Annotated in this window: 18 protein-coding genes; 12 read left to right on the top strand and 6 right to left on the bottom strand. The window is 67.8% G+C overall.

All coding sequences use genetic code 11. The features are described from left to right. Window positions 1-2 precede the first annotated feature (2 nt). Window positions 3-1,268 carry an Nramp family divalent metal transporter gene (locus J2728_RS07335; protein ID WP_309997917.1) on the bottom strand — a complete coding sequence of 422 codons (1,266 nt, stop codon included), beginning with the start codon at window positions 1,266-1,268 and terminating at the stop codon, window positions 3-5. Between the two features lie 115 nt (window positions 1,269-1,383). On the opposite strand from J2728_RS07335, the gene era reads away from it, so the two are divergent. The 9 genes from era to J2728_RS07380 all read left to right on the top strand — a co-directional run bounded on the left by era (window position 1,384) and on the right by J2728_RS07380 (window position 11,876). Beyond that, a complete protein-coding gene (gene era, locus J2728_RS07340; protein WP_309997918.1) occupies window positions 1,384-2,334 on the top strand; it encodes a GTPase Era in 951 nt (316 codons plus the stop codon). Next, entirely contained in the window at window positions 2,327-3,178 is an 852-nt protein-coding gene (locus J2728_RS07345; RefSeq protein ID WP_309997919.1) for an arylamine N-acetyltransferase family protein, read from the top strand. Before era ends, J2728_RS07345 begins: the two co-directional genes overlap by 8 nt. Next, a complete protein-coding gene (gene recO, locus J2728_RS07350; RefSeq protein WP_309997920.1) occupies window positions 3,179-3,910 on the top strand; it encodes a DNA repair protein RecO in 732 nt (243 codons plus the stop codon). Window positions 3,911-3,984: 74 nt separating this feature from the next. Then, window positions 3,985-6,264: a DNA topoisomerase IV subunit A gene (gene parC / locus J2728_RS07355; protein WP_309997922.1), complete on the top strand. Its 2,280-nt coding sequence runs from the start codon at window positions 3,985-3,987 to the stop codon at window positions 6,262-6,264. Continuing rightward, window positions 6,261-7,664, top strand: coding sequence for a serine hydrolase domain-containing protein (locus J2728_RS07360; protein WP_309997923.1), 1,404 nt, complete (start codon window positions 6,261-6,263; stop codon window positions 7,662-7,664). Before parC ends, J2728_RS07360 begins: the two co-directional genes overlap by 4 nt. A 193-nt stretch (window positions 7,665-7,857) precedes the next feature. Next, window positions 7,858-9,165: a serine hydrolase domain-containing protein gene (locus tag J2728_RS07365; RefSeq protein ID WP_309997924.1), complete on the top strand. Its 1,308-nt coding sequence runs from the start codon at window positions 7,858-7,860 to the stop codon at window positions 9,163-9,165. Between the two features lie 36 nt (window positions 9,166-9,201). Continuing rightward, on the top strand, window positions 9,202-10,164 hold the full coding sequence (locus tag J2728_RS07370; RefSeq protein ID WP_309997925.1) for a quinone oxidoreductase family protein: 963 nt from the start codon (window positions 9,202-9,204) through the stop codon (window positions 10,162-10,164). Continuing rightward, window positions 10,161-11,096: an NAD(P)H-dependent flavin oxidoreductase gene (locus J2728_RS07375; RefSeq protein ID WP_309997927.1), complete on the top strand. Its 936-nt coding sequence runs from the start codon at window positions 10,161-10,163 to the stop codon at window positions 11,094-11,096. Before J2728_RS07370 ends, J2728_RS07375 begins: the two co-directional genes overlap by 4 nt. Before the next feature lie 12 nt (window positions 11,097-11,108). Continuing rightward, window positions 11,109-11,876: an SDR family oxidoreductase gene (locus J2728_RS07380; protein ID WP_309997928.1), complete on the top strand. Its 768-nt coding sequence runs from the start codon at window positions 11,109-11,111 to the stop codon at window positions 11,874-11,876. Here J2728_RS07380 and J2728_RS07385 read toward each other — a convergent pair. Together J2728_RS07385 and J2728_RS07390 are read right to left on the bottom strand one after the other, a co-directional pair. Continuing rightward, entirely contained in the window at window positions 11,873-12,712 is an 840-nt protein-coding gene (locus J2728_RS07385; protein ID WP_309997930.1) for an arginyltransferase, read from the bottom strand. The genes J2728_RS07380 and J2728_RS07385 overlap by 4 nt on opposite strands. Window positions 12,713-12,809: 97 nt before the next feature. Next, window positions 12,810-13,709: a flagellar motor protein MotB gene (locus J2728_RS07390; RefSeq protein WP_309997932.1), complete on the bottom strand. Its 900-nt coding sequence runs from the start codon at window positions 13,707-13,709 to the stop codon at window positions 12,810-12,812. A 113-nt stretch (window positions 13,710-13,822) separates the two neighbouring features. Between J2728_RS07390 and J2728_RS07395 the strand changes: the two genes are divergently transcribed. Continuing rightward, a complete protein-coding gene (locus J2728_RS07395) occupies window positions 13,823-14,677 on the top strand; it encodes an NAD(P)-dependent oxidoreductase (RefSeq protein ID WP_309997933.1) in 855 nt (284 codons plus the stop codon). Between the two features lie 4 nt (window positions 14,678-14,681). On the opposite strand, the gene bioD is transcribed toward J2728_RS07395, so the two are convergent. Beyond that, window positions 14,682-15,338, bottom strand: coding sequence for a dethiobiotin synthase (gene bioD, locus J2728_RS07400; RefSeq protein WP_309997934.1), 657 nt, complete (start codon window positions 15,336-15,338; stop codon window positions 14,682-14,684). Continuing rightward, on the bottom strand, window positions 15,335-16,489 hold the full coding sequence (bioF, locus tag J2728_RS07405) for an 8-amino-7-oxononanoate synthase (RefSeq protein ID WP_309997936.1): 1,155 nt from the start codon (window positions 16,487-16,489) through the stop codon (window positions 15,335-15,337). Before bioF ends, bioD begins: the two co-directional genes overlap by 4 nt. 72 nt (window positions 16,490-16,561) lie before the next feature. Here bioF and J2728_RS07410 point away from each other — a divergent pair, with 72 nt between their 5' ends. Beyond that, the gene (locus J2728_RS07410; protein WP_309997938.1) at window positions 16,562-17,824 is read left to right on the top strand and encodes an adenosylmethionine--8-amino-7-oxononanoate transaminase; all 1,263 of its coding nucleotides are present in this window, start codon (window positions 16,562-16,564) and stop codon (window positions 17,822-17,824) included. A gap of 7 nt (window positions 17,825-17,831) precedes the next feature. Next, window positions 17,832-18,773, top strand: coding sequence for a DMT family transporter (locus tag J2728_RS07415; RefSeq protein WP_309997939.1), 942 nt, complete (start codon window positions 17,832-17,834; stop codon window positions 18,771-18,773). Here the strand turns inward: J2728_RS07415 and J2728_RS07420 are convergent. Further along, the gene (locus tag J2728_RS07420; RefSeq protein ID WP_309997941.1) at window positions 18,770-19,294 is read right to left on the bottom strand and encodes a hypothetical protein; all 525 of its coding nucleotides are present in this window, start codon (window positions 19,292-19,294) and stop codon (window positions 18,770-18,772) included. The genes J2728_RS07415 and J2728_RS07420 overlap by 4 nt on opposite strands. Window positions 19,295-19,316: the final 22 nt, after the last annotated feature.

The raw sequence follows: 19,316 nt of genomic DNA on the forward strand, positions 1-19,316 counted from the left end.
TCTCAGAGCGTCATGAACATGGCGACGACGGCCACGCCCATGACGGCCGTCGCCAGCCAGCCGAAGACCTTCTGAGCCGGCGTCGCCACGAAGGCGCCCATCTGGGCCTTGCGGCTGGCCACCACCATCATCGCGGCCATGATGGGCACCGAGATGACGCCGTTGATCACCGCGCTCCAGAACAGCGCCTTGATCGGATCCAGCCCCGAATAGCCGACCAGCAAGCCCATCACGATCGCGGCGGCGATCACGGTGTAGAAGGCTTTCGCCTCGGTCGGCTTGTGCTCCAGGCCGCTCTTCCAGCCGCGCAGTTCGCCCAGCGCGTAGCCTACCGAGCCGGCCAGCACCGGCACGGCGAGCAGGCCGGTCCCGACCACGCCCAAGGCGAACAGGAAGAAGGTGAGCTCGCCGGCCACGGGGCGCAGCGCCTGGGCCGCCTGTTCAGAGGTTTGAATGTCGGTCACGCCGTTGACGTGCAGGGTCACGGCGGTGGTCAGGATGATGAAGAAGGCGATCAGGTTCGACACGCCCATGCCGACCAGGGTGTCCCAGCGGATCCGCTTCAGCTCCTCCGGCGCGTCCGTGGGGTCCTCGATCAGCGGCGCTTTGCCCTTGGCCTCCTCGTCCTCCACCTCCTCGGAGCTTTGCCAGAAGAAGAGGTAGGGGCTGATGGTGGTGCCGAACACGGCGACCACCACGACGATCCAGCCGCTCTTGGGCAGCTGTGGCCAGACCGTGTGCAGCGCCACCTGGGCCCAGTCGATCTTCACGGTGAAGACCACGGCGACATAGGCGAACAGGGCCATGGTCAGCCATTTCAGGAGCTTCACGTAGCGGTGGTAGGGCACCAGCACTTGCAGCGCCAGGCTGACGATCGCGAAGCCGATGGTCAGCGCATGCTCGTTCCAGCCCGTCACCAGACGCGCGGCCGCGCCCATGGCCGCGAGGTCCGCGCCGATGTTGATCGCGTTGCCGATGAACAGCAGGACGACCAGGCTCATCACCGCCCAACCGGGAAAAACCCTCGCCAGATTGGTCGAGAGACCATGCCCGGTCACGCGGCCGATGCGGGCGCTGATCGACTGGATGGCGACCATCAGCGGATAGGTCAGCACGACCGTCCACAGCATGTTGAGGCCAAACTGCGCGCCGGCCTGGGAATAGGTCGCGATGCCGCTAGGATCGTCGTCGGCCGCCCCCGTGATGAGGCCGGGGCCCAGGGTGCGCAGCACCTGGGGCTTGGGCAGGGCCGAGTCTGTCGAGCTCATGCGGTTTCCGAATCCACGGCGCCGGTGCGGCCGGAAGACCAATGCCTAGCTTAGCGGCGATCACAAGGCAGGCGGGGCGGGATTTTCCGATCCATTGGTGCTACACGCACGCGCAATGACTGAAACCACCTCCCAAACCCGCGCCGGCTTCGCGGCCATCATCGGCGCGCCGAACGCCGGCAAGTCCACCCTGGTCAACCGCATGGTCGGGGCCAAGGTCTCGATCGTGACCCAGAAGGTCCAGACCACGCGCTTCCCCGTCCGGGGCGTCGCCATCGCCGGCGACACCCAGATCGTCCTCGTCGACACTCCCGGCATCTTCAGCCCGCGTCGCCGCCTGGACCGCGCCATGGTGCGCGCCGCCTGGGCCGGCTCGGAAGAAGCCGAAGCCACCGTCCACCTCGTCGATGTGCAAGCCGAGCTGGCCAGCCGCGCCGACAAGGCCACGCCGGGCGAATACCGCTCGGCCCAGGACGTCCAGACCATCATCGAGGGCCTGAAGGCGGCGAACCGCAAGGTGATCCTGGCGCTGAACAAAATCGACGGGATCAAGCGCGACACCCTGCTGGCCGTCGCCAAGGACTTCTTCGACACCGGCGTCTACAGCGACGTCTTCATGATCAGCGCCTCGACCGGCGCGGGCGTCGATGACCTGACGGCCAAGCTCGTCACCATGATGCCGGAGGGCCCTTGGCTCTATCCGGAAGACCAGACCGCCGACCTGCCGGCTCGTCTGCTGGCGGCGGAGATCACGCGCGAGAAGGTCTATCTGCGCGTCCACGAAGAGCTGCCTTACGCCGCGACGGTCGAGACGACCGCTTTCGAGGAGCGCAAGGACGGGAGCGTCCGCATCGAGCAGACCATCCTGGTCGAGCGCGAGGGCCAACGGGTCATCGTGATCGGCAAGGGCGGCCAGACCTTGAAATGGATCGGCCAGGCCTCGCGCGAAGAGCTGTGCGACATCCTCGACCGCAAGGTGCACCTGTTCCTGCACGTGAAGGTCAAGGAGAATTGGGCCGAGGAACGGGGCCTGTTTAGCGACATCGGGCTGGACTTCGATGTTTGACGCGCCCGCGTCGGTGGTCGACCTGGACGCCTACTTCAAGCGCATTGGCTACGATGGGCCGCGGGAGCCGACGCTGGCGGTGCTGCGCGATCTTACCTTGAAGCACCCAGACGCCATCCCATTCGAGAACGTCGACGTTCTGCTGGGGCGCGGGATCAGCATCGCCCCGGCCGATATCGACGCCAAGCTGATCGGCGCTGGACGCGGCGGCTACTGCTACGAGCAGAACGGCCTTCTGAAGCGGGTCCTGACGGCGCTGGGCTTCCAGGTCGAGGGCCTGATGGCCCGTGTGCAGTGGCTGGTTCCGGAAGGCGCGCCGCCGCGCCCACGCTCGCACATGGTGCTTGGGGTCCAGCTCGAGGGGGAGACCTGGCTGGTCGACAACGGCTTCGGCGGCTGCGTGCTGACCGGTCCGCTGAAGCTGTTCTCCGACGCGATCCAGGACACGCCGCACGGGGAGTTCCGGATTGTCGATGTGGAGCTTGGCGGCGTGGCCGAGCGGCAGGTGCAGGCCAATCTCTCGGGCAAGTGGGCGCCGCTGTATCAGGTGGCCAAGGGCGCCTGGGCCGACATCGACTACGAACAGGCCAACTACTTTACCTACACGCACCCCACCTCGCACTTCACCTGGAGCATGACGATCGGGCGCACGACGCCGACCGCGCGCTACGCCCTGAAGAACAACCGCTTTACCCATCGTGACGTGACCGGCGCGGTGGTCGAGCAGCGCGATCTCTCCGTCGACGAACTGGAGACGATCCTGCGCGACGTCATCGGCCTGCCGGTCGCGCCCGACTGGCGTCCGGTGCTGGAGAAGGTCGTGGCCTGGGGGACGCCGTCCTAGATGGAGTGGGAGGACGAAGCCTATGTCCTCTCGGCCCGCTCGCACGGCGAGACCGGAGCCATTGTCGAGCTGCTGACCCAGGATCGCGGCAAGTTCGCCGCCCACGTGGCCGGCGCCGCCTCGCGACGGATGAAGCCGTTCCTGCAACCTGGCGCGCGGGTCATCGCGCGCTATAGGGCCAGGGTGTCAGACCAACTGGGCTCGGCCAGCCTGGAGCCGATGGGCGAGGGGCCTTCGTCGCTGTTCGACGATCGCCTGGCGCTGGCCGGCCTTTCCGCCGCCGCCGCCGTGGCCGCCGCCGCTCTTCCCGAACGCGAGGCCCACCCGGGGGCCTTCCACGCCCTCGAGGCCCTGATCCGCGTGCTGGAAATTCCCGATATCTGGCCCGCCGTCTATGTCCGCTACGAGGCGGGCCTGCTGCAAGAGCTTGGCTTTGGGCTGGATCTCTCGAAGTGCGCGGCGACCGGCGTCTTCGACGACCTCGTCTATGTCAGTCCCCGCACCGGGCGGGCCGTCAGCCGCGAGGCCGGAAAGCCCTTTCACGACAAACTGCTGCCGCTCCCGCCGTTCATGCTGTCGTCGCAAGGCGGCTTGGGTGAAGGCGACGTCAAGGCTGGCCTCGACATCACCGGCCACTTTCTGGAGCAGTTCGTGTTCGGTCCGCTGAACCGGCCGTTGCCGCCCGCGCGACTTTGGCTGCTGGATCGCCTGTCTGAGGCCGGAAGGCTCTGATCGAGGCGGCGAAGTCGGTCGAATCGTATCGGCGAGTTCTGCTAAGGTGCCGCCTTGCGTAACGAATCTGCCTCATGAACAAACCTGTCCTTCCTCCCCCCGGCGGTCCCGGCGACGGCGACCGCATCCTCGACGAGCCGCTGACCGAGGCTCTGTCGCGTCGCTATCTGGCCTATGCGCTCTCGACCATCGGTTCGCGGGCGCTGCCCGACGTGCGCGATGGCCTCAAGCCCGTGCACCGTCGCGTGCTGTACGCGATGAGCAACATGCGCCTGAACCCGGACGCCGCGGCGCGCAAATGCGCCAAGGTGGTCGGTGAGGTGATGGGTAATTTCCACCCGCACGGCGACCAGTCGATCTACGACGCCCTGGTGCGTCTGGCTCAGGACTTCGCCCAGCGCATCCCGCTGGTCGAGGGGCAGGGGAACTTCGGCAATATCGACGGCGATAACGCCGCGGCCATGCGTTACACCGAGTGCAAGATGACGGAAGCGGCGACGCTTCTGCTGGACGGCATCGACGAGGACGCGGTCGACTTCCGGCCCACCTACGACGGCCAGGACGAGGAGCCGGTGGTTCTGCCGTCGGGCTTCCCGAACCTGCTGGCCAACGGCTCGTCGGGCATCGCGGTCGGCATGGCCACCTCGATCCCGCCGCACAACGCCGCCGAGTTGATCGACGCCTGCCAGCTCTTGCTGGCCAATCCCGACGCGACCACCGAAGAGCTGCTGGAGAAGGTTCCCGGTCCGGACTTCCCGACCGGCGGCGTCATCGTCGAACCCCGCGCTTCCCTGCTGGAAACCTATGAGACCGGCCGCGGCGGCGTGCGCATCCGCGCCAAGTGGGAGAAGGAAGACACCGGTCGCGGCACCTACCAGATCGTCGTCACCGAGATCCCGTATCAGGTGAAGAAGTCGGATCTGGTCGAGCAACTGGCCGACCTGATCGACAGCAAGAAGGCCGCCCTGCTGGGCGACGTCCGCGACGAGAGCGCCGAGGACATCCGCCTGGTCCTCGAGCCGAAGTCCAAGAACGTCGAGCCCGAAGTTCTGATGGAGAGCCTATTCAAGCTCTCGGCGCTGGAAAGCCGCTTCCCGGTCAACATCAACGTGCTGGACGCGCGCGGCACGCCGGGCGTGATGGGCATCAAGCAGGCGCTGCTGGCCTTCCTGGCTCACCGCCGCGAGGTGTTGACCCGCCGCGCGCGCCACCGCCTGGCCAAGATCGAAGCCCGTCTGCACATCCTGGACGGCCTGCTGATCGCCTATCTGAACCTCGACGAGGTCATTCGGATCGTCCGCTACGAGGACAAGCCGAAGGAAAAGCTGATCGAGACCTTCGGTCTCACGGACATCCAGGCCGACGCCATCCTCAACACCCGCCTGCGCCAACTGGCCAAGCTGGAGGAGATGGAGATCCGCCGCGAGCACGCCGAACTGGTCGAGGAGCGCGACGGCATCCTGGCCATGCTGGCCAGCGACGAGAAGCAGTGGAAGCTGGTGGGCGTGGGTCTGGGCCAGGTTCGCGAGACCCTGCTGAAGATCAACCATCCGCTGGACAAGCCCCGCCCGACGGGCGTGAAGGGCCGCTCGATCTTCGCCGACGCTCCGGTGGTCGACGCCGACGCCGCCATCGAGGCGATGATCGTGCGCGAGCCGATCACGATCATCCTGTCCGAGCGCGGCTGGATCCGCGCCGCCAAGGGCAAGGTCGACGATCCGTCCGAACTGAAGTTCAAGGAAGGCGACAAGCTGGGCTTCCTGGTCCCGGCCGAGACCACCGACAAGCTGCTGATCTTCTCCAGCGATGGCCGTTTCTTCACCATCGGCTGCGATAAACTTCCCAGCGCTCGCGGTCATGGCGAGCCGGTGCGGATGATGATCGAGCTGGACGACAAGGTGAAGATCGTCGACGTCTTCCCGTTCAAGGCGGGCCGTAAGCGCATTCTGGCCTCGAAGCTGGGTTACGGCTTCCTGATGCCCGAGGAAGAAGCCCTGGCCAACCGCAAGGCCGGCAAGCAGGTCCTGACCGTCGACGCCGCCGGCGCGGCCTTCTGCATGGAGGCCGTGGGCGACCAACTGGCCGTGATCGGCGACAACGGCAAGATCCTGATCTTCCCGATCGAGGAGCTGCCGGAAATGCCGCGCGGCAAGGGCGTCAAGCTGCAGGCCTACCGCGAGGGGGGGCTGCGCGACGGCTTGTCCTTCAACGCCGAGACCGGCGCCTACTGGATCGACACCGCTGGCCGCCGCCGCGATTGGGCGGAATGGAAGGAATGGGTCGGTCGCCGAGCGGGCGCGGGCAAGCTGGCGCCGAGAGGCTTCGCGACCAACAAGCGGTTCAAGCCGAAATGACGCCTGAACGGCTGCGTCGCCACGCGCTGAGCTTCCTGGCCGGCGTCCTGGGCTGCGCGGCCGTCGCCGCGACCCCGGCGCTGGCCCTGCCGCGGGCCAAGCCCGAGGAAGCAGGCTTCAACGCCGAGCGCCTCAAGCGTTTGGACGAGCACATGCGGGCGATGGTCGACCGCGGCCAAATCGCTGGCGGCGTGACCTTGCTGGCGCGCCATGGCCGTATCGTCGACGCCAAGACCTTTGGCGTGCGTGAGCTAGGCGGTGAGCCGATGCCGATGGACGCCATCTTCCGTATCCGCTCGGAGACCAAGCCCGTGACGGGCGTGGCCATGATGATCCTGTACGAGCAGGGTCTGTGGAAGCTGGACGATCCCATCAGCAAGTACGTCCCGGAGTTCGCCAACCTCCGCATCGCCAACGGCGTCGACGCGATGGGCCAGCCGATCCTGGCCCCGATCTCTCGGCCGCCGACCATGCGCGAGCTGATGACGCACACGGCCGGCTTCGCCTATGGCATCGCCGATGACCCCAGCAGCCCGGCGGACCAAGCCTACTATCAGGCCGGCGTCCTGCAATCCGGTTCGCTCGAGGAGTTGGTGCGCAAGGTTTCGGGGCTGCCGATGTTCTCCGAGCCAGGCCAACTCTGGCGCTATAGCATCGCCGCCGACATCCAGGGCTACATCGTCGAAAAGCTCTCGGGCGAGAGCCTGCCGGTGTTCATGGAAGAGCACATCTTCGCGCCCCTGGGCATGAAGGACACGGCCTTCTATGTGCCCGCCGAGAAGATGGGACGCCTCGCCGCGCTCTATGACGCCGATCCCGCCACGGGCAAGCTCGTTCCCGCCGTCGAGGGCGCCTGGCGCGACGTCAGCCGCTCGCCGGCCGCGCCGCTTGGCGGCGGCGGGTTGCTGTCGACGGCGGGCGACTTCGCGCGCTTCGCCCAGATGATCCTGAACCGGGGCGAGTTCGAGGGCGTGCGAGTCCTCAGGCCCGAGTCCGTGGCCCTGATGACCCAGAACCATCTGCCGTCGGGTTTCTTGGTCACCACCAACGGCACGACGGGCGTCTTGAAGCCTGGCCCGCGTCCTTTCCCCTTCGCCGCCGGCATGGGCTACGGCCTGGACGTCGCGGTGGCCGTTGATCCGGCCGCGTCCGGCGCGCCGGTGGGGCCGGGCACGATCAGCTGGGGTGGCAGCGCCGGAACCTGGTTCTGGATCGATCCCGCGAACGACCTCTTCTTCGTCGGCATGATCCAGCGTCTGGGGGGCGTCGGATCCGGTCTGGACGCGGAGTCGCGGAGCCTCGTCTATCAAGCCATCGAGCGGCCGCCTCTGGTCGCCATGGGGGCGCCGCAGGCGCCGCGACCCACGAAGCCCGCGAGCAAGCCGACCCTCGCGCGATAAAACGGGGCGCTCCCACGCTCGGCGAGGCCAGCAGGGCGGCGATCCAAGGCGAGTTTGATCGACGTGTCTCGCCCCTAAACAACCTTCACCATCGCGTGCGACGGATAGTGGCTCCGCGCCCCGTTGAAAAAGCGGTTCCAACGGGCCGGCGCGCGCTCTAAGGTCGTGTCAAACATGTGTTCGGGAGGGTGGTTTGGCGTTTCGTAAACTGATCGGGACGGTCCTGGCTGTCGCGCTGGTCGCGGGTGGTCCGGCGATCGCGGCGGCGCCCAAGACGGCGGCTTTCGTCGCGGCTGCTCCCGAAAGCGTTGGCTTTACGCGTGAGGGCCTCGCCAAGCTGGACGCCCACATGCAGGGCCTGGTCGACACTGGCCATCTCCCGGGCGTGACCACCATGCTGGTCCGGCATGGCAAGGTCGTGAACTACGCCGTCCACGGCAAGAAGGGCTTCGATGGCCCGCCGATGACCAAGGACACGATCTTCCGGATCTATTCCCAGACCAAGCCGGTCACGGGCGTCGCCATGATGATCCTCCATGAGGAGGGCAAGTGGAAGCTGGACGACCCGGTCAGCAAGTACATCCCCGAGTTCGCGTCCTTGCGCGTCTTCAAGGGCGTCAATCCCGACGGCTCGTTCGACACCGTTCCAGCCGATCGTCCGCCGACCATGCGCGAGATCATGAGCCACTCCGGCGGCTTCGCCTATGGCCTGGTTCCCGACAACCCCATCGACAAGGCCTACGCCCGTAACGTGTTGGGCGCGCGGACCCAGAAGGAGTTCGTCGACAAGATCGCCGAGCTGCCGCTGGTCGCCCAGCCCGGGACCCGTTGGAAGTATAGCGTCTCCGTCGATATCCAGGGTCTGATCGTCGAGAAGCTGTCGGGCATGTCGCTGGGCGACTTCATGCGGACGCGGATCTTCGAGCCGCTGAAGATGACCGACACGGGCTTCTGGCTCCCGGCCGAGAAGACGGATCGTCTAGCCTCGCTTTATCTCTGGAGCCCCAAGGAACAGAAATTGGTCCCCGCCAGCGGCTTCATGGTGCTGGACATCACCAAGCCGCCCGTCATGGCCTCGGGCGGCGGCGGCCTGGTCTCGACCAACGCCGACTATGCTCGCTTCGCCCAGATGCTGCTGAACGGCGGGACGCTGGACGGCAAGCGCATCCTCAAGCCCGAGACCGTCAAGTTGATGCGCACCAACGCGCTCAGCGACGCGATCATGAGCTCCGACATTCCGCCGTTCAACACGGCCAAGGGCCGAGGCTTTGGTCTCGACTTCGCCGTGGTGCTGGACAGCGCCAAGGCCGGTCCGCAGGGCGAGGGGACGTTCAGCTGGGGCGGCGCGGCCGGCACGTGGTTCTGGATCGATCCCGCGAACGACCTCTTCTTCCTGGGCATGATCCACATCCTGAACAAGGACGGGGACCCGGCCATCAAGGACATCGACGACGACAGCGCCAAGCTGGTCTACGACGCGCTGGTCAATCCCGCCAAATAGGCTTCGGCCGATAAGAAAACGCTGGGGAGAAACGCCATGAAGGCCGCCGTGTACTACGAGACCGGGGCGCCGGACGTCTTTCGCTACGAGGACGTCCCCGATCCGGTCTGTCACCCGCAAGGCGTGGTCATCCGCGTCGAGGCCGTCAGCATCGAGGGCGGCGACACGCTCAATCGGGGCGGCGGCCAGATGGCGGGCAGTCCGCACATTGTCGGCTACCAGGCCGCCGGCGAGGTGATCGAGGTCGGGGCCGAGGTCAGCCATCTCAAGGTCGGCCAGAAGGTGGTCACGGTGAACGCCTTCGGATCGCACGCCGAACTGAGGGCCGTGCCGGCGCGCAACGCTTGGCCGATCCCCGACGGCTTCGACATTCGCAAGGCGTCGGCGATCCCCGTGCCCTTCGGAACCGCGCATGAGTGCCTCTTCGGCGCGGGACACTTGAAGGCCGGCGAGACGGTGCTTGTGCAGGCGGGCGCTGGCGCGGTCGGCATCGCCGCGATCCAGCTCGCCAAGAAGGCCGGCGCGACGGTGCTGGCGTCCGCTTCGAGCGACGAGCGGCTAGAGCGCCTCAAGGCGTTCGGCCTCGACCACGGCATCAACTACCGTCGCGACGATCTCGTCGAGCAGGTCATGAGGCTGACCGGCGGCAAGGGCGTGGACCTCGTGGTCGACCCGGTCGGCGGCGCGACGCTGGCGGGGAGCCTCGGCGCGCTGGGCTACCGCGGTCGGGTCTCGCTGGTCGGCAACGCCGGTCGTGAGCCGATGAAGGTCGACGTCTCGTCTCTGATGGCGGGCAACCGCTCGCTGACCGGGGTGTTCCTCGGCGCGGAGATCATGACGGATCGCGTTCACGACCTGATCCAGAACCTGATCGAACAGGCCGCGCGAGGCGAGCTGGAGGTCGTGATCGACAGGACCTTCCCCCTGTCCGAGGCCGCCGCCGCCCACGCCTATATCGAGAGCCGCCAGGCCGTCGGCCGGGTGTTGTTGATCCCATGAGCAACCGTGTCCTGGCCCATACGGGCGCCAAGTATCCGATCATCCAGGCTCCGATGGGGTGGATCGCCCGCTATCCCCTGGCGAGCGCCGTCTCCCGCGCGGGCGGCCTGGGGATCATCGAAACCTCGTCGGGTGAAACTGAAAACTGCAAGGCCGAGATCACCAAGATGGCGGCCAGCGGCCTGCCTTTCGGGGTCAATCTGCCGATCCTGTTCCTCCGTGACGACGCCATGCTGCGCTTTGTTTGCGAGAGTGGCGTGAAGTTCGTCACCACCTCGGCCGGCAGCCCGGCCAAGTTCATCGGGCCGCTGAAGGACGCCGGCATCGTCGTCTATCACGCGGTGCCGACGGTCGACGCGGCGGTCAAGTGCGTCGAGGCGGGCGTGGACGGCCTCGTGGTCGAGGGGGCCGAAGGGGGCGGCTTCAAGAACCCCGAGGAGGTCTCGACACTCGTTCTGCTGCAGGCCATCCGCGCCAAGGTCGACGTGCCCCTGGTCGCCGCCGGCGGCATCTGCGACGGGCGCGGCATGGCGGCGGCCTTCGCCCTGGGCGCGGAGGCGGTCCAGATGGGCACCCGCTTCGTCAGTTCGGCCGAAAGCCCGGTGCACGCCAACTACAAGGCGGCGATCACGGGCTCCAAGGAGACAGGCACCTGGGTTCTGAACAAGAAGGCCAGCCCCTGTATCCGCGCCATCAAGTCGGAGCTGACCAAGGAAATCCACGAAGCGGGCGTCATGCCGCCCGACGTGCTGCGCAACATCCTTGACGTCTACTTCGGCGGCGACATGGAGGCCGCGCCGGCCCTGGCGGGGCAGACCGTGGGCCTTATCGACGCGGTCAAACCCGTTCACGAGATCATCGACGAGACGGTCTCCCAGTTCCACGACATTTGCGGGCGCCTCGGCGCCCTGGCCGCCGTGCGCGGCTTCTAGAGGATTTTCGACATGCAGAACCTGTTCTCGCTCGAAGGCCGCGTGGCCCTGGTGACCGGCGGTTCGCGCGGCATCGGCGCGATGATCGTCAAGGGCTTCCTGACCTACGGCGCCAAGCGCGTCTACATCACCGCCCGCAAGGCCGCGGCCTGCGACGCGGCGGCCGAGGCGCTGAGCGAGTTTGGCGAATGCGTCTCGCTGCCGGGCGACATCTCGACGATGGAGGGCATTCAGGGCCTGGCCGATCGCATCAAGGAACGCGAGGACAAGCTCGATATCCTGGTCAACAACGCCGGCGCGGCCTGGGGAGCCGCCTTCGACGAGTTCCCGGAGGCCGGCTGGGACAAGACCGTCGACCTCAACATGAAGACGCCGTTCTTCCTGACCCAGGCGCTGATCGGGCCGCTGCGGGCGGCGGCCAAGGACCACGTGGCCAAGGTGATCAATATCGCATCGATCGACGGCCAGTCGGTGACCAAGGACGAGACCTATCCCTATGGCGCGTCGAAGGCCGGCCTGCTGCATATGACCAAGCGCATGGCTCTGCGCCTGGCGCCGGAGAACATCGCCGTCAGCTGCATCGCGCCGGGCGCCTTCGCCTCCGACATGAACAAGGTCGCCCGCGATCACGCGGACGCCGTGTCCAAGGCTATCCCGGCCGGCCGCATCGGAACCGAAGAGGACATGGCGGGCGCGGCCATCTACCTGGCCTCGCGGGCGGGGGATTACGTGATGGGCGGCGCCGTGACCGTCGACGGCGGGGTCAGCTTCGCGCGCTAACCCAGCTCTTCGATCTCGGCGGGCTCCGCGTCGCTGAGCGGTAGGTCGCACGCGTCCTTGGCGTCGCCGCGCAGGGCCGGCGGCCGAGCGCCGCGCTCGCGGGCGGACATCAGGGACCAGCCGCCGGGCTTGAGGATTTCAAGCGGCGAGAAGCGCGCCTTGTAGGCCATCTTCTCGCTGCCCGGCACCCAATAGCCGAGGTAGACGTAAGGCATGCCGCTCTGTTGGGCCTGCACGATGTGGTCAAGGATGATGAACGAACCCAGGCTGCGGCGCGTCTCCTCGGGCTCGTAGAAGCTGTAGACCAGCGACAGGCCGTCGGCGAGCACGTCGACCAGGACGCAAGCGACCAGATCTCCCGGACCCCTGTCCAGCGACTTGCGCCGATACTCGATGAGGTGGGTGCGGACGGCGGTATCCTCGACCATGGCGACGTAGTCGGGCCAGGTCATCTCGGCCATGCCGCCCTCGGCGTGGCGCGCCAGCAGATAGCGACGCAGCAGCTCGAACTGCTCCAGCGTCGCCTCGGCCTCGACCAGATGACGCTCAAGGTCGTCGTTGCGATTGAGGACTTTCCGCTCCGAGCGTGACAGCAGGTATTCGCCCGCCGGCGCGCGCGCCGACTGGCAGGCGCGGCAGGTTTCGCAAGCGGGACGATAGGCGATGTTCTGCGAGCGGCGGAAACCGACCTGGGTCAGGCTGTCATTGACGGTCGGGCCGTCGGACAGCGGCAGGTGCGCGAACACCTTCCGCTCCTCGCGACCAGGCAGGTACGGGCAAGGCGTGGGCGCGGTCAGGAAGAACCGAAGCTGTCGCGTCGGAAAGTGCTGCGTCACGGAAGCCCGGTCCCCTCTAGCCTGGATACGCCCTAACAGATTAGGGGCCATTGCGTCCGGTTGCGCAAGCTTCGCCGCGACGTTGCGCGGCTAACGGTCACAGGCCGTCGGGTAACACCGGTTTTTCGCGCAGTAGAACGATCGAAATGCGTCGATTGCCGGCGAGGGTCGGGTCGTCGGCATAGAGGGGTTCGGAATTGGCCTTGCCCGAGACCTGATAGATGCGGTCGTCATCGACGCCAGCCGCGCGCAGGATCTGACGCGAGGCATCGGCGCGGGACGCCGACAGGGACCAGTCGCCGTCCTGCTTCTTGCCGTAGGCGCTGGCGCTGGTATGGCCGGAGATGGTCACGCGGTTGGGCAGCTGGGTGATCACCTTGGCGACGGCGCGCAGCAGGATACGGGCGCGATCGTTAGGGACCTTCGAGTTCTCCTGGAACATCGAGCGGCCTTCCTGGTCGACCAACTGGATGCGCAGGCCTTCGGGGGTCTGATCGATCAGAATCTGCTTCGACAGTTCGGCCAGCTCGGGCATGTCCTGCAGCGACTGGCGCAGCGACTGCGCGGCCGAGGCGAAGCTGTCCTGCTCCTTCTTAGCCAGGGCGTCGCGCAGCGCCTGCTCGCTGGCCGAGGCCAGGTTGGCGGTGTCGGTGGACTGGCCGTCCTTCTCGACGTTGTCGGGAACCTCGGGGGCCATCTGCTGGATGGCCGACATCTTGCCGTCCGACTTGGCGCCATCGTCGCCCAGCGACGTGCCGCCCAGGATGCCGCCCGAGCCACTGGTGGTGGGCGAGATCGAGGCTGGCGCGAAATAGTCGGCGATGCCTTGCTTCTGCTCGGGGCTGGTCGTGTTCAGCAGCCACATCAGCAGGAAGAAGGCCATCATCGCCGTCACGAAGTCGGCATAGGCGACCTTCCAGGCGCCGCCGTGGTGGCCGCCGCCCGAGACCTTCTTCACCTTCTTGATGAGGATCGGTTGCTCGCTGCTAACCGCCATCGTGTTTAAGCCTGTTTAACCTTGGACCCGCAACCTGCCGAAAGGACGTTAAGATGGGGTTGCCGTGGCGGGGCGCGGCCGCGTAATCCCGGGCGTCACTCTAGGAGTTCGCGATGAAGACGGCGTTTATCGGCTTGGGCGTCATGGGCTTTCCGATGGCGGGTCATCTGAAGGCGGCGGGGCATGAGGTCGCCGTCTACAACCGCAGCCCCGAGAAGGCGCGTCGCTGGGCCGAAAAGCACGGCGGCCCAGCGTTTCCAACCATCGCCGAGGCCGTCGCCGACGCCGAGGTCGCGCTGCTGTGCGTTGGCAACGACAACGACGTCCGCGACGTCGTGGCGCAGGCCCTGCCGGCCATGGCCACGGGCGGCGTGATCGTTGACCACACCACGACCTCCGCCAAGGTCGCGCGCGAGATGGCCGCCCTGGTCGAGGTCGGCGGACTTGCCTTCGTTGATGCGCCGGTGTCGGGCGGTCAGGCGGGCGCGGAGAACGGCCAACTGACCATCATGGCCGGCGGTGACCAAGCGGCCTACGATCGCGTGCTGCCGGTGATCGAGGTCTACGCCAAGGCCGTCCGCCGCATGGGCGACGTCGGGGCGGGGCAACTGACCAAGATGTGTAACCAGATCGCCATCGCCGGCGTCGTTCAGGGCGTCGCCGAGGCGCTGCACTTCGCCAAGCGCGCTGGCCTGCCGACGGACGACGTCCTGGCCGCGATCTCGAAGGGATCGGCGCAGTCGTGGCAGATGGAGAACCGCTGGGCGACCATGGCGCGCGGCGAGTTCGAGTTCGGCTTCGCCGTCGACTGGATGCGCAAGGACCTGGGCATCGCGCTGGACGAGGCGCGGGCGAACGGCGCGACTCTACCGGGCACGGCGCTGATCGATCAGTTCTACGCCGAGGTCCAGGCGATGGGCGGCCATCGCTGGGACACGTCGAGCTTGGTGGCGCGACTGGAGAAGTAGGCTGCTAGGCCTGCAGGGCGTCCGCCAGTTCGGTCGCGTCCCAGCCTTTCCGAGGCGCGACGAGGATCGGCGTTCGACGCTCGAAGGCGCGCAGCATATCGACGGTCTGGTGGAGGTCGGGCGCGTCGAGACTTTCGCTGACGACGATCGCCGCCACGGCGAGGCTCCGCGCCCGAACGACCTCCAGCGCCGTCAGCAGGTGGCTGGCCGTGCCCAGATAGCTGCCCGCGACCAGCAGGACGGGGAGGGCCAGCGCGACCATCAGGTCGAGGTTTGTCGCGTCGTCCGTCATGGGCGACATGACCCCGCCGGCGCCTTCGACGAGAGCGAGGTCGGCGTCGCGATCGGCCAACCAGGTCCGGCAATCGGCGACGAGATCGCTCATTCGCAGGGTGTCGCCTTCCATCCGGGCGGCGAGGTTGGGGGCTAGCGGCGCGCGATAGCGGCGCGGAGAGACATCGGCCCAGGCCCCCGCCCGGCCCAGAGCGGCGGCCAGGCGCGCGGGGTCGCTGGTCTCCGGCGCGGCGGGATCGAAGCCGCTGACGACCGGCTTGAAGGCCTCGACGCGCAGGCCGCGTCTCCGGGCGGTCTCCAGCAGCGCGCAGCCGACGTGGGTCTTGCCAAGATCGGTGCCGGTTCCGGCGACGAAGAACGCCTTCACGCGGCCGCGCCTCGCAGGACGTCGATCGCTTCGGCCAGCCGGATCACGTCGGTGTCTTCATGTAGCGCGTTGAAGGCCACGCGAAGCCTCGCCGTGCCTTCCGGCACGGTCGGCGGACGGATGGCCACGACCAGGAAGCCTCGCGCCTCCAGCGCGGCCGAGGCCGACAGGGCGGCGTCCGCGCCGCCGAGCACCACGGGCACGATAGCGCTTTGCGCCTCGGGTAGGCCCAGATGCTCGGTGAACAGGCGGGCCTTGGCGAGTGGGAGCGCCGTCAGCTCTGGCTGGGTCTCGACGATATCCAGCGCCGCCAGGGCGGCGGCGGCGGAGGCGGGCGGCAGGCCCGTCGCGTAGACGAGGGTGCGGGCGCGGGTCTTCAACAGGTCCACGACGGCTTGAGAGCCGCAGACATAGCCGCCGTAGGAGCCCAACGCCTTCGACAGGGTGCCCATCTGCAGGGGGATCTCGGCGTCCGGGAACAGGGCGGCCGAGCCGCGGCCCTCGGCCAGGACGCCGACCCCATGCGCGTCGTCGCTGAGCAGCCAGGCGTCGTGGCGGGCGCATAGCGCCGACAGCCGGTCCAGCGGGGCGATGTCGCCGTCCATCGAGAAGACCCCGTCCGTCGCCACCAGCGCGTGGCGGGCGAGGGGGCGTTCGGCTTCCAGCAGGCGCTCCAAGTCGGCGATATCGTTGTGGGCGAACTTGACGATCTTGGCGCCCGACAGCTGCGCGCCGGCCCAGATGCAGGCGTGGGCCAGGGCGTCGATCAGGACGACGTCGCCGGGTCCGACCAGCGTGGGGATCACGCCCGTGTTGGCCAGGTAGCCCGAGCCGAAAACGCAGGCCGCCTCGGTTCCCTTCAGACGCGCCAGGCGCTTTTCCAGGTCGCCGAGTAGCGGATGGTCGCCGGTCACCAGGCGCGAGGCCGCCGCGCCGGCGCCGTAGTTCAGCGCCGCCTCGGCCGCCGCCGCGCGCACTTCGTGATGCTGCGACAGGCCCAGATAGTCGTTGCAGGAGAACGAGATCAGCCGGCGACCGTCGCGCTCGACCACGGCACCGTCGTGGCGGCGGGTGGGCTTTAGCCAGCGCCGCAGGCTCTTGGCTTCCAGGCTCGCCAGCTTGCCGCCGGCGAAGGCGTCGAGGCTTTGCATGTCGTTTCCCGTTTGCCGTGGCTGGTGGGCGGGAATAGGCAAGGCGCCCCGAGTCCGCAAACGGAAACCGTCATGACCGACCCCGACTGGCTGACCGCCGGAGCCCCGCACGTCTGGCGTCCCTATTGCCAGATGAAGACAGCTCGGCCGCCGCTGCCGGTCGTCGCGACGCGGGGTTCGCGCCTGGTCCTGGCCGACGGCCGGGAGCTGGTGGATGGCCTGGCCTCCTGGTGGACGGCCTGCCACGGCTACAACCATCCACACATCGCCGCCGCCCTGCGCGACCAGATCGAGCGGATGCCTCACGTGATGTTTGGCGGTCTGGCGCATGAGCCGGCCTATCGCCTGGCCGAGCGGCTGGCGGGGATGCTTCCGGGCGAGTTGAACCACGTGTTCTTCGCCGAGAGCGGCTCGGTCTCGGTCGAGATCGCCATGAAGATGGCGCTGCAGTTCCACATCAATCGCGGCGCCCGGGGGCGGACCAAGTTCCTGGCCTTCCGAGGCGGCTATCACGGCGACACCCTGGCGACGATGACGGTCTGCGACCCGGAGGAGGGGATGCACAGCCTGTTCGCGGGCGTGATGCCGGCCCAGGTCATCGCCGACCTGCCGCGTGATCCCGACAGCGAAAAGGCGCTGGACGCGCTGCTCGCTCGGCGGGGCTCGGAGATCGCGGCGATCCTGATCGAGCCCCTCGTGCAAGGCGCGGGCGGCATGCTGCTCCACCCGCCGGAGGTGCTGCGAACGCTGCGTCGTCTCGCCGACAAGCACGGCGTCCTGCTGATCTTCGACGAGATCTTCACCGGCTTTGGCCGCACCGGGACCCTGTTCGCCATGCAGGCGGCTGGGATCGAGCCGGACATCGTCACCCTGTCCAAGGCCCTCACCGGCGGAACCTTGCCGCTGTCGGCCGCCGTGGCCTCGGGGAAGGTGTTCGAGGCCTTCTGGTCGGACGACGCGGGCGCCGCGCTGATGCACGGACCTACCTACATGGCCAACCCGCTAGCCTGCGCCGCCGCCAACGCCTCGCTGGACCTGTTCGAGGACGGCTCCTGGTGGGCCAACGTGGCGCGTGTGAGCGCCGCCCTGTCCGAAGGGCTCGAGCCGTGTCGGAGCGGCAAGGGCGTTGTCGATGTGCGGACGCTCGGCGCGATCGGCGTCGTCGAGTTCGACGCGCCCGTGGCCGTCGGCGACCTCTGCGCGCGTTTCGCCGAGCTTGGCGTCTGGATCCGGCCGATGGGCAAGGTCGTCTACCTGACGCCGGCCTTCACGACGCCGGACGAGGACCTCGCCTTGCTGACATCCGCCGTCCGCGCGGTCGTTGGCGTCGCCTGAGCCGCGATTGACCCGGGGCGGCGGGTCTGGTCCAAGCGGGGCCATGTCCGCCAAGTCCTCTCCCCTTACAGGCCTGGAATACCTCGCCATCCTGGCGATCATCCTGACCTGGGGGATCAACAACGCCGCCGCCAAGGTGGCGACGGTCTACCTGCCGCCGATGTTGATGGGCGGACTTCGTTTCTTGGTGGCCCTGGCTTTCCTTTTCCCGTTTGTCAGGCCGCCGTTTCCGGAGCCTCGGAAGGTGCTGGCGATCGTCCTGCTGACCGGGCCCATCCATTTCGGGATCATCTACGTCGCCTTCAGCATGGCCGACGCGCTGAGCCCGCTGGTCGTGGCCAGCCAGCTCTGGATTCCGTTCACCGCCATCTTCGCGTGGCGCCTGCTGGGCGAGAGCATGCGCTTGCCGGCCGTCATGGGCCTGGTGATCGCCTTCATTGGCGTGGCCTGGATGAGCCTCGACCCGCACGCCACGGGCGATCTCCCCGCCCTCGCGCTGATCGTCGTCGCCGGCGCCTGCTGGGCGGCGGCGACCGTGCTGGTGCGCAAGACGCCCGGCATCAAGCCGCTGAAGATGCAAGGCATGACGGCCCTGGTGGCCGCGCCCGTTCTGCTGGCCATGTCGTTCGTCTTCGAGACCGGTCAGGTCGAGCGCGTCAAGGCCGCGCCGCCGATCGCCTGGGCCGCGGTGATGTTCGCGGCGGTCGTATCGACGGTCGGCGCCAGCGCCTTGCTGTTCTGGCTCGTGCAGCGCCGCGAGGCGGGGCGCGTGACGCCCTATTTCCTGCTGACGCCGCTGGTCTCGTGCACGATCGGCATCCTGTTCCTGGGTGACAAGCTGACGCCGCAGCTGATGATCGGCGGCGGCGCGACCATGGTCGGCGTGGCCCTGGTCGCTCTGACCGAGAAGCGGATCAAGCCGGAAGAGGCGCTCGCCGAAGCGGCCTAGCCCTTGGGCGGTGGGCAGCGGTCGGCGGCTTCGCGCCGCAGCAGGGCCGGCGTGGCGCGGACCTCTGTTTGATCGCCGTCGTAGGTTCCCGTCGTGAGCCCGCCCTTCACCGCGAAGGTTTCGTTCGGGCGGGCGCGGACCAGGAACAATCCGGCGATGTCCTGCATGTCGTCGAGGCTGACGAAGGCGGCTCCGACCGTGGCTTGGCCCTTCAGCTCGGTGACGCCTTCTCCGGCGCCGGTGGCGTTGATCGTCCAACCGGGCGGCACGTGGCACACCGCGAGCACGTCGAGGCCGGAAACCTCGAGATCGAAGGCCTGCAGGTTCTGATTGGAGTTGCTGGGCCGCCAGGCGAGGGAGACGAGCTCGGTCGGCTGGGCGGCGGTTTGCGAAGGCGTGGCGGGAGCAGCCTGGCGCGCCGGCGCGGGCGGCGCGGCGGCGTCACGATCCTTTTTCTGGCCGTCGCAGCCGACCATGGTCGCCAGCAGCAGAGCCAGGATCGACAGTCGCCAGATACGCATGGGGTCTCCCGCCGAGGCTTGG

Origin of the sequence: Caulobacter segnis (assembly GCF_031454995.1) — a bacterium.
Classification (GTDB): domain Bacteria; phylum Pseudomonadota; class Alphaproteobacteria; order Caulobacterales; family Caulobacteraceae; genus Caulobacter; species Caulobacter segnis_E.